The organism is Desulfosarcina sp. (genome assembly GCF_033791525.1).
Taxonomy (GTDB): Bacteria; Desulfobacterota; Desulfobacteria; order Desulfobacterales; family Desulfosarcinaceae; genus Desulfosarcina.
The window spans coordinates 1-9,860 of the sequence record NZ_JASJGN010000236.1; the positions used below are offsets into that span (position 1 = coordinate 1).

Below are 9,860 nucleotides of genomic sequence, written 5' to 3' on the forward strand. Positions count from 1 at the left end.
AAGCTGGGTCACTATAAGATGGTCGTGGGACTTTTAATGCTACTGTTCATCGGCTTCAACCGGATTTGGCACTTCAGCTATCTGCGGCTCGATGCCATGTTGTGCGGCTTTTTCCAGTTGCGTCGCCTGCCAGTTGCGTCCACGTTCTGGCGCTATGTCAACAGCCTGGGGCTCAACCAGGCCAATGCATTGGTCAAGTTGATGGCTCTACTGCGCCAGCGTACCTGGCAATTGTGCGACTTGAACTATCATCGTGTTTGTGTGGATATCGATACGACCGTGGAGACATTGTTCGGCAACCAGCAAGGCGGACGCAAGGGCCACAACACCAAAAACCGTGGAAAGAAAGGCTACCGGCCGGTGTTGGGCTTCATCCAACAAAGCCGTGAGTATCTTGTAGGCGGCCTACGCAAGGGTGAAACGATTACCGGCAAGGAAACGCCGCGTTGATCAAAAGGATCAAGGGATGCCTGCCGGATTGCGTTCAACAGGTATTGATTCGTGCTGACGGCGAATTTCAAAGCTGGGAAAGCGTTCAGGCGTGCATCCACGCCAAACTGGATTTCATCATCGCCAACAAGCGGTGCAATCCCGTATTTGATCCTGCCGGTTGGTATCAGCCGAAAAAGCGCCAACCTTATCAGTACAACAGTTGTGTGTATCAACCGCATGGCTGGAAAGTACCCTGCCGATTCGTGGCCATGCGGATTCCCATAGAATCCACCGTTTCATCAGACCGCGGTGTTCAACTGGTGCTGTTCGAAGATGACCGCTACAAATATCGGATCTTTTGTACCAGCCTGCAACGCAAGGCCCATAAAGTAATCCGGGAATATGATAAACGGGCCGATGTCGAAAATCTGGTCGGAGAATCCAAGCGGGAAGGCCTGGATGCGATTCCATCCTCTCGGTTCAAAAGCAACTACGCTTATTTTCAGATCGTCATGCTGGCCTATAACATCTGGCGCTATATGAAGATCCTTGCCGAACGCAGTGCCCGGTCAACGGAAACGGTCCGCGATGAGCAGGCTTTGACAGGCATCAGGACCAATACCGTAAGAATAGCTCGACTCCGTCTGCTGATGATTTCGGCAAAGGTGGTCACTGCTTCCAATCGAGACAAGGTTCGCTATTCGGTTCATGACAGCCGGACACTGGGATTGTTTGCTTTCCTGAAATATCTGGATATGAAACGAGCACAGCCCAGACCATGGATGGCTTGAGTAATTTTAGCATAAATTATCTAAAGATCGTAGATGCACAAAATTTTTTGCATGGATGGATTTCAATGAATTTAAAACATATAGCGCGAGATGGGCCAGCCATTTTTACTTCCGTTTGCACGACAGATTAGTAAAAGCATCCTTCAAAGAAATCTGTCAAGAAAATGATAATTTAATGGGTGAGGCCCATAGCGGCTGTATGCGTGCAAAATTCAGGTACTAACCAATAATTCACGCGCAGACTGTGAAATCGACTCTTCAGAGTAAATCTCCCATCCCTCAAGAAGCCCATTGAAAAGGAGGCGGAGTTGATCATCCGTTGCCTTGTTCCAGAATGCCCTCATTCGATTTGCTTTGGAGCCTGAGCCATAATCGAAACGTGATTCATAAATCTCAATACCGACCACTTCGCGAAAGAACTCCTCGAAAGTCCGATTCGAAAAGCATAGCACATAACCGCTACTCATCCCCAATTCACGTTCAAGTTTCTGTTTTTCGATGTGTGTTAGATTGATCATCTTTTCTATACCGAACAGTGGCAATACATGGAAAATTTTCCACGTATCACCGTTATAGAATGGAAACCAAACCGAAATTCACCCCGAATCGCGACCTGAAGTTAATGGATCAAGTACGCCAGGTCCTGCGATATCATCACTATGCATTTAACACGGAAAAGACCTATTGTAAATGGATTCTAAGATATATCCGGTACTTCGGCGTTCATCGCCATCCCGGAAAGTTGGGTGCAAAGGAAGTTGAAACCTTTCTCAGTTATCTGGCAACCACCAAAAAGGTTTCGGCGGCGACCCAGCGCCAGGCACTCAATGCTATTATCTTTTTGTATAAACACGTTCTCCATATTGAAATCAACGACCAGATCGCCCCGCTAAGGGCCAAGCGTCGCCCGCGGTTGCCGGTGGTCATGTCCGCCGATGAAACCAGAGTGGTGCTCAACCAGATGCAGGGCCCGCATCTGTTGATGTCTGAACTACTGTATGGCACCGGTCTTCGACTGATGGAGTGCGGCCGCCTACGGGTCAACAGCATCGACATTGAGTGCGGCATGATTTACGTGAGGCTCGGAAAAGGCGGCAAGGACCGCGGGGTGCCCCTGCCGAAGACCCTTGCTGAAAAACTGAACACCCAACTGGAGACCGTGCGGCACATTCACACTGCGGACCTTGCCGAAGGATTCGGCGAGGCCTGGTTGCCGGAAGGGTTTGCCAGAAAGATGGGTCCCGGTGCCCGCGACCTGGGTTGGCAGTAACTTTTCCCGGCCAAGAAGCGCAGCGTCGATCCGCGCAGCGGCCGTGAGCGCCGCCACCATGTTCTCGCCTCCGGGTTGCAGAAAGCCGTTCGGGTGGCGGCACTCCACGCCGGGTTGGCCAAACGGGTCACCAGTCATACCTTTCATCCCACCTATCCCGGCTGCTGCATGAAATCATTTTAGTGAGAACATGCAGAATAGCGAGCATCCTTTGGTTTCAAAATCGATGCTCGATAATCCGGTTGTAGATATTAAAATTTTATTTTGCATCAATTTACTCAAGTGATTTCACCCGTTGGGTCAAACGGAGAGGCGCATGGCCTGCGTTATTCGATACTCGCGGTAATTGTAACTACAGCTTCGCATCAAAATGCCTTGACCATTCACTTCTCCGCTTGATGCAGTAACCGGGATACGCCACCCACCTGCTCGAAAATGGCGTCAATATCCGGATCGTCCAGGAACTGATGGGCCATGCGGATGTGAAAACCACTGAGATCTACACCCATGTCATGCAGAAAAACTTGGCAGCGGTGGCCAGTCCCCTGGATACCCTTCGTGCAGAAGGCCATGTCTTAAAGTAGGGATGTTGCAGCAATACGGTAATGCGCTGGGATCTGAAAGGTAAACGCGCCCCTGCAGTAGCTTTTTCAAAGGAACGCACAAGGTCAAGGCGGTGAGGTGACGACGGCCTGGATATAAATACGGCTGCGGACCGGTTCACCCGCTTGATTGCAACCAGCCGGTGGGCCTACCCCACAATCTGCCGGCGGATCACCGTGTCTTTCTTCCAGCGGTGGTCGTCTCTTTTGGGGTAGCCGATGTTGTAGTGCAGGCCGCGGCTCTCTTTACGGTGGGCGGCGCATTTGATGATCAGCTCGGCCACGGTGGCGATGTTGCGAAGCTCGATGAGGTCCGGTGAGACCTTAAAATTCCAGTAGTACTCGCTGATTTCTTTCTGGATGGTGTCGATGCGTCGCTGGGCGCGGGCCAGGCGCTTGTCCGAGCGAACGATGCCCACATAGTTCCACATGAGTCGACGGATTTCGTCCCAGTTGTGGGCGACCATGATCTGCTCGTCACTGTCGGTGGTGCCCACGTCGTCCCAGTCCGGGATGTCCGGGAAGGTCCCCCTGTCGTTTCCGCCGAGGTCCCTTATCGTCTGGCGGGCGGCGGCATCTGCGTAGATCAGGGCCTCCAGCAGGGAGTTGCTGGCCAGCCGGTTGGCGCCGTGAAGTCCGGTGCAGGCGGTTTCGCCCACGGCATAGAGGCGGTTGATGTCTGTACGGCCGAACATGTCTGTAACCACACCGCCGCACATGTAATGGGCGGCCGGCACGACGGGGATCGGCGCTTTGGTCATGTCGATGCCGAAAGCGAGGCATTTTTCAACCAAGTTGGGAAAGCGGCCCGTGACGAACCCTGCGGGACGGTGGGAAATATCCAGAAATACGCTGTCATGGCCGGTGCGTTTGAGTTCCGTGTCGATGGCACGGGCCACCACATCGCGGCAGGCCAGGTCTTTTTTGGGGTCGTAGCGTTCCATGAAGGAATTTCCGCCGGCATCCATGAGGCGCCCCCCTTCACCGCGCACCGCTTCCGAGATAAGAAAATTCTTGGCGGCCGGATGATACAGGCAGGTGGGGTGGAACTGGACGAACTCCAGGTTGGCCACGGTGGCACCCGCCCGGTATCCCATGGCAATGCCGTCGCCGGTGGCGATGTCCGGGTTGCTGGTATACAGATACACCTTGCCGGCACCGCCGGTGGCCAGCAGGGTGATGCCGGCGCCGACGGTCAGGACCTGGTGCGATTCGCGGTCCAGTACATAGGCGCCGCAGCAGTAATCCTCGTGGGTGGTGGTGACCAGACCGCGTTTGATGCGGGTGGAGAAGGTGATCAGGTCGATGGCCATGTGGTTTTCGTAAAAGCGGATATTCCGGTTTTGGCGGGCCCGCTCCAGGAGCACCTGCTCGACTTCACGGCCGGTCATATCGTGGGCGTGGACGATGCGGTTGCGCGAGTGACCGCCCTCCCGGCCCAGATCAAACGGCTCGCTGCGGTTTTCCCCCGGACTGTCGCCTTCCGTGTTGAAACCGACGCCGATCTCCATCAATTCCCGGATGCGTTCGGGACCGCCGACCACCACCTGTCGGACCACGTCCGGATTGCACAGGCCGTCGCCGGCATCCAGCGTATCCTGGATGTGCAGGTCAAAGGAATCCTGTGGGTCGAATACGGAGGCGATACCCCCCTGGGCGAGGTTGGTGTTGCTGTCCATCGCCTGCTTTTTGGTGACGATGGCCACGGTTCCGCTGTCGGCCACCTTGAGAGCGACCATCAACCCGGCGATGCCGCTGCCGATGATGAGAAAATCAGTTTGTATATCCATTAATACAGGGAAGAGCGGGACTTGCGCCGGCTGGAGCTGAAGAGGCCGATGAAAAATCCCAGCAGCATGATGCCGCCGCCGGTGAGCACCCATTGGATAATGCGGCTGCGCTTCAACTGCATGTTTTCTTCATCCAGTTTGGCCGCAAGGGTTTTCTCCGCTTCCAGATCGGCGGTCACCTGTTTGTGGCGCTGCTTGAGCTTCAGGAAATCAGCGGAGTCCTTCTTCAGGGTCTCGTAAGCGGTGCTGAGTTCGTCGCGGTCCTTTTGGTTCTGGGAAAGATCGGCATCGGTGGCTTTTTTCTGCGAATTGAGTTGGTCGAAATTGCCCTTCAGGTCCTCGTACTTGGCGGTCAGCACGTCGAAGTCCTGCCTGACACGGCCCAGCACCATGGCACAGGGCTGGCTGGGGGTGATATAGCGGTTGAGCACCCAGCCTTCCTTGCCGTTGGGGTCGCGTACCTTAGACCACTCTTCACCTTTATCCAGGATATTGAGCGCTCTGCCGCTCTGGACCAGTGAAATGATTTTACGGTCGGAGCCGGGTCCGGTGCGCATGGTAATCTCGAAGTCTTCGGACACGTAAACGGTTTCCGCGACACTTGCGGCCGGCAGGATTAAAATGCCAACTAGTACCATCCAGAACCCTACTTTCAGGCTTTTCATAACCAATTCACACTCCATTTTATTGGGGTTGTTTCAGACACTGGAAAAAACGGACCTATTTTGAGTTGAAAAACAAGCATCTGTCAATAATTTCTTTTCAAACCGCAAGCCCTGTGCTAATCCAAAAAGTTCAACAGAAACAGGCAGGTGAAGGCTTTATGATCGCGTACGACCTACAATGCAGCAACGGTCACCAGTTTGAAGGGTGGTTCGAGGACAGTCAGTCTTTCGACCGGCAGAAAAAACAAGGCATGATTGCCTGCCCGGTCTGCGAGGATACCGGTGTCTTCAAAGTGCCCTCCATGTTTGCCATTAAGGGCTCATCCGGCACGCTGCCCCTCAACCCGGGCGACACTGCGGACATGGAGGCCCTGGGCAAAAAAATCGTCGACTATGTGCAGGATAATTTCGACAACGTGGGCGCCGATTTTGCCGAAGAGGCACTGAAGATGCATTATGGCGTAACCGAACCCCGGAGCATCCGCGGCGTCAGCACGCCCAAGGAGGAAGAAACCCTCAAAGCCGAAGGCATCCGTTTTTTCAAGATTCCCGTCCCCTCGGAACCTTCGGATCCGGAAGCCTCCTGACCCAATTTCCCCCTCACCCCGGCCCTCTCCCCAAAGGGGCGAGGGGGTTCAAACAATAACCCCATGCCCCGGATAAACTGGAAACTGCCCATTCAGGCACCAGCGCTCAACCAACAACCTACACAATAACAAATCTCAAATAAATTCCAAATTTCAATATCCAATCTTCGAGGCCATAAGGTTTGGAATTTCGAATTTGATTATTGTGATTTATTTGTCATTTGGTTTTTGTCTATTGTCTTTTTTTTGTTTGTCTTCCGACCTCCGATTTCAGTCCTCAGTGATCAGTCCTCAGTCATCTGGCCCTGTCCTCTGTCTTCAGGCAACTCCGGATTCAACCGCCTGGCCAGCATGGAGCGTCGCTGCCGGGGGCGATCGTTTTTCAATGCCACGTTCAGGGCTTTGGTGGTGCCCACCATGACCACCAGCTGTTTGCCGCGGCTCAGCGCAGTGTAGAGCAGATTGCGCTGGAGCATGACGTAGTGCTGGGTCAGCAGGGGGATCACCACCGCCGGGTATTCCGATCCCTGGGATTTGTGCACGGAAATCGCATAGGCCAGGCTCAGCTCGTCCAGTTCCACGAAGTCATAGGGTACCTTGCGGCCGTCGTAGTCCACCTCGGCACGCTCATGTTCCAGATCGATGCTGTCCAGAATGCCGATATCCCCGTTGAAAACCTCTTTGCGATAGTTGTTGCGCAGGTGCATCACCTTGTCACCCACCTTGAACCGGCGGCCCACCACCTCCACCTGCTCACCGGTGGGGTTCAGCGCGTCCTGGAGCACCCGATTCAGGTTGAGCGTGCCCACCGGGCCGCGATGCATGGGGGTGAGCACCTGAATGTCACGGACAGGATCCAGCCTTAAGTGACGAGGAATCTCCCGCTGGCAGAGTTTGACCACCGTTTCGACCACCCGTTCGGGATCGGCCTGTTCCATGAAGTAAAACTCGGACAGCTCATCCGGGTCGTCGGGAGGGGCGATGACCGGCGGCTGACCGTTGCGGACCCGATGGGCATTGACGACGATGGCGCTCTGCTGGTCCTGACGGAAAATCTCGGTCAGTTCGAAGGTGATGATTTTTTGGGAGCGGATCAGGTCGGAGAGCACGTTACCCGGCCCGACCGACGGCAGCTGGAAAACATCCCCCACCAGGATGAGGGTGGCGGTCACCGGTACGGCCCGGATCAGTTGGGCCATGAGCAGGGTATCCACCATGGAGGTCTCGTCCACGACCACCACATCAGCGGCCAGGGGATCGTCTTCGCTGCGCTCGAAGCGGCCGTCGGCCAGGTTGTAACCCAAGGCCTTGTGAAGGGTGGCCGCCGGCCGGCCGGTCACTTCGGAAAGGCGCCGGGCGGCCCGGCCCGTGGGCGCCGCCAGCATCACCCGGTGTCCCAATCTCTCCATCACGGCTGTGATCGAGCGAATCAACGTGGTTTTCCCGGTGCCGGGACCGCCGGTGATTACCGACACCTTGTGGGAGAGCATTTGCGAGAGGATCTCCTCCTGCTGCGTGGACAGGGTGATGGACAGTTTCTTCAACACTTCCTCGGTGATCAACCGGCTGTCCGGCGGCGTGTCGGCCAGGGGGATGGACTGCATGGCCTCGATGCGGCGGGCGATCACGGTTTCGGCCTGGTGGAGCAGTCTGGGAAAGATCAGGGGTGAATTCGCCCCATGCGCTTCATCTGCCACCACCAGCTCCCCTGCCTGAACCAGGTGATTCAGGGCGGCTGAACCGGTTTCCGGCTCGACATCGTAGGTTTCCCGGCACTGGTCGAAAAGCTGGTCCTGGGCAATATACGCATGTCCCTGGTCAACGGCCTGTTCGAACAGGTGAAACATGCAGGCTCTGGCCCGATCCATTTCATCGACGGGGGTGTCGGCGTGCCGGACGATGGCGTCGGCAATGCGAAAACCGATCCGGGGAATGTCCTCGGCCACCCGGTAGGGGTCGTTGCACAGAATGTCGATGACGTCGCTGCCATACTCGCGCAGCAGACGGCCGGCATAGGCGGTGTCCACGCCGGCTTCCTCCAGAAAGCGCACCAGCTGCCTGGCGGCGTGATGGGATTGCCAGGCCCCGGCGATCCGCCGGGCGGTCTTTTTGCCGACGCCGACCACCTCGGTGAGCCGATCAGGATTGGCCTCGATCACCGCCAGGGTGTCGGCCTTGAAGTGGTTGATGATCCGGTCGATCAGCCGGAGACCCACGCCCTTGATGAAACCCGATTCCAGGTAGCTGCGAATGCCGTCCACCGTGGCCGGCAGAAGTACCGTAAAGGCCGTGAAGGTGAGCTGCTGGCCATAGCGGGCATGGGTCTCCCAGCGTCCCCGGACCTCTATCGATTCCCCGACGCGAGGCTCGGGCATGGTGCCTTTGATGGTGATGGTCCGGCGGTTTTCATCGGTGCGCAGCCGGGCGATGGTGAAGTGATTCTCCCGGTTGTAATAGGTGACCCGCTCGATATGGCCGGCCAGGGTGATTTCCGGGGAGGGCGTCATGGGTGTGAGCCGGGCCGGTCCAGGATCCATTGCGCCGCCCGGTCCAGGTCGGCGGCCACGTGATCGGGGCGCTGGCCGGTTTCTTCGAGGGCCTGGATGGCGGTCATTCCGTTGCCGGTTTGCACAAGGACAGTCCGGCCGCAGTCCGCGGCCTGACCCGCCAGGATATCTTTGACGCTGTCGCCCACCATCACGGCACTGGAGAGGTCGATGCCGTAGCGGTCCCGGGCGGCGAAGATCAGTCCCGGTTTCGGCTTGCGGCAGCCGCAGCCTTCATCCGGCAGGTGGGGGCAATAGAAGATGTCCGTGATCCGGCCACCGCTGTCGAGGACGGCCTGGCGCAGCCGGCGGTGCATTGTTTCCAGCTCTGTCACGGAAACCCACCGGCGGTTGATGGCCGACTGGTTGGTGATGACGATGACGGTCAAGCCGCTGCGGGTCAGGCGGGCGACGGCATCCAGGCTGCCCGGTATGAAGTGAAACTCCGCCCAACACTTGATGTAGTCAGGGGAGTCTTCATTGATGACACCGTCGCGGTCGAGGAAAATGGTTTTAAAGGGATTCAATATGAATATTTACCCTTTGGCGACAGCCAGAGATGAAAGGTGACATTAAAAAGGGTTCAAGGATTCGAGGGTTCAAGGGGTCAAGTGAATGTAAATTATCAATTTCTATCAAGATGTCGAAACCATGGCTCCGGCCGTGCTAATGTTAGACTCATTATTTTGCAGTAAGATGCCTAACTCACATTTATCGGCATTTTTTTTCCAGGCATTCAGACTTCCGACATCCATCATCTGTAAGTGCTTTTTGTCATCTACCACGGTTTTTCAGTCTTCAGTGACCCTTTCCCTTGGACCCTCGAATCCTCGACCCCTTGGACCCGATTTTTCACTCGGCCACGATAAAGGCATCGGGGTACCCGCTGCTTGCCAGGTGCTGTTCATACTTTTCGGCGCTCTCGAGGTCGTTGCAACGGCCCACGCGAACCCGGTAGAAGACCGCATCACCGCGATCATAGCGCGTGACGTGGGCGTTGATGAAGGCTTGGTCCAGCTTGGCCCGCAGACGCTCGGCATTGTCCCGGCTGGAAAAAGCCCCCACCTGGAAGGTGAATGCACCGTTGAAATAGTCCATGGGGACGAAGGCGTCACCCGAGGCCGTCTGGCGTCGTTCGCCCAGCGCCACGATTTCCACGCGGGCCGTGCCGGGGCCC

At 56.2% G+C, this 9,860-nt stretch carries 11 protein-coding genes and 1 pseudogene; 5 read left to right on the forward strand and 7 right to left on the reverse strand.

Features of this window, described 5'->3' with window-relative positions; genetic code table 11:
* Both QNK41_RS11760 and QNK41_RS11765 read left to right on the forward strand, forming a co-directional pair.
* A pseudogene (locus QNK41_RS11760) lies at window positions 1-450 on the forward strand (hypothetical protein); the annotation flags it as partial.
* Window positions 447-1,223, forward strand: coding sequence for a transposase (locus tag QNK41_RS11765; protein ID WP_319257013.1), 777 nt, complete (start codon window positions 447-449; stop codon window positions 1,221-1,223). The pseudogene QNK41_RS11760 and the gene QNK41_RS11765, both read left to right, overlap by 4 nt.
* A 212-nt stretch (window positions 1,224-1,435) precedes the next feature.
* Here the strand turns inward: QNK41_RS11765 and QNK41_RS11770 are convergent, their stop codons facing one another.
* Complete coding sequence (locus QNK41_RS11770; protein ID WP_319257016.1) at window positions 1,436-1,765, reverse strand: hypothetical protein; 330 nt, start codon at window positions 1,763-1,765, stop codon at window positions 1,436-1,438.
* Window positions 1,766-1,845: 80 nt separating this feature from the next.
* Here QNK41_RS11770 and QNK41_RS11775 point away from each other — a divergent pair, with 80 nt between their 5' ends.
* Entirely contained in the window at window positions 1,846-2,493 is a 648-nt protein-coding gene (locus QNK41_RS11775) for a phage integrase N-terminal SAM-like domain-containing protein (RefSeq protein ID WP_319257019.1), read from the forward strand.
* 383 nt (window positions 2,494-2,876) lie between these two features.
* Here the strand turns inward: QNK41_RS11775 and QNK41_RS22875 are convergent, their stop codons facing one another.
* Window positions 2,877-3,002, reverse strand: a complete 126-nt coding sequence (locus QNK41_RS22875) for a hypothetical protein (protein ID WP_320416517.1) — start codon at window positions 3,000-3,002, stop codon at window positions 2,877-2,879.
* Here QNK41_RS22875 and QNK41_RS11780 point away from each other — a divergent pair.
* A complete protein-coding gene (locus tag QNK41_RS11780; protein ID WP_320416518.1) occupies window positions 2,946-3,077 on the forward strand; it encodes a hypothetical protein in 132 nt (43 codons plus the stop codon). The two genes, QNK41_RS22875 and QNK41_RS11780, sit on opposite strands and share 57 nt — an antisense overlap.
* Before the next feature lie 167 nt (window positions 3,078-3,244).
* On the opposite strand, the gene nadB is transcribed toward QNK41_RS11780, so the two are convergent.
* Both nadB and QNK41_RS11790 read right to left on the reverse strand, forming a co-directional pair.
* Window positions 3,245-4,885 (reverse strand): L-aspartate oxidase, encoded by a 1,641-nt coding sequence (gene nadB, locus QNK41_RS11785; protein WP_319257022.1) that lies wholly within the window; start codon window positions 4,883-4,885, stop codon window positions 3,245-3,247.
* Entirely contained in the window at window positions 4,885-5,550 is a 666-nt protein-coding gene (locus QNK41_RS11790; protein ID WP_319257025.1) for a TIGR04211 family SH3 domain-containing protein, read from the reverse strand. Before QNK41_RS11790 ends, nadB begins: the two co-directional genes overlap by 1 nt.
* A gap of 158 nt (window positions 5,551-5,708) precedes the next feature.
* On the opposite strand from QNK41_RS11790, the gene QNK41_RS11795 reads away from it, so the two are divergent.
* Window positions 5,709-6,137, forward strand: coding sequence for a DUF1178 family protein (locus QNK41_RS11795; RefSeq protein ID WP_319257028.1), 429 nt, complete (start codon window positions 5,709-5,711; stop codon window positions 6,135-6,137).
* A gap of 284 nt (window positions 6,138-6,421) precedes the next feature.
* Here QNK41_RS11795 and QNK41_RS11800 read toward each other — a convergent pair whose 3' ends face one another.
* From QNK41_RS11800 to QNK41_RS11810, 3 genes are all read right to left on the reverse strand, one after another.
* Window positions 6,422-8,674, reverse strand: a complete 2,253-nt coding sequence (locus QNK41_RS11800; RefSeq protein ID WP_319257031.1) for an ATP-dependent RecD-like DNA helicase — start codon at window positions 8,672-8,674, stop codon at window positions 6,422-6,424.
* A complete protein-coding gene (gmhB, locus tag QNK41_RS11805; protein ID WP_319257035.1) occupies window positions 8,641-9,210 on the reverse strand; it encodes a D-glycero-beta-D-manno-heptose 1,7-bisphosphate 7-phosphatase in 570 nt (189 codons plus the stop codon). The genes QNK41_RS11800 and gmhB overlap by 34 nt, the downstream gene beginning before the upstream one ends.
* Before the next feature lie 325 nt (window positions 9,211-9,535).
* The coding region (locus QNK41_RS11810) for an SPOR domain-containing protein (protein ID WP_319257038.1) at window positions 9,536-9,860 on the reverse strand (325 nt) is incomplete at its 5' end.

Excerpts from the sequence above, each read along its gene's own strand:
- QNK41_RS11775 (WP_319257019.1), top strand. The coding sequence starts at position 1,846 with ATGGATCAAGTACGCCAGGTCCTGCGATATCATCACTATGCATTTAAC.
- QNK41_RS22875 (WP_320416517.1), bottom strand. The coding sequence starts at position 3,002 with ATGGGTGTAGATCTCAGTGGTTTTCACATCCGCATGGCCCATCAGTTC.
- nadB (WP_319257022.1), bottom strand. The coding sequence starts at position 4,885 with ATGGATATACAAACTGATTTTCTCATCATCGGCAGCGGCATCGCCGGG.
- QNK41_RS11790 (WP_319257025.1), bottom strand. The coding sequence starts at position 5,550 with ATGAAAAGCCTGAAAGTAGGGTTCTGGATGGTACTAGTTGGCATTTTA.
- QNK41_RS11795 (WP_319257028.1), top strand. The coding sequence starts at position 5,709 with ATGATCGCGTACGACCTACAATGCAGCAACGGTCACCAGTTTGAAGGG.
- QNK41_RS11800 (WP_319257031.1), bottom strand. The coding sequence starts at position 8,674 with ATGGATCCTGGACCGGCCCGGCTCACACCCATGACGCCCTCCCCGGAA.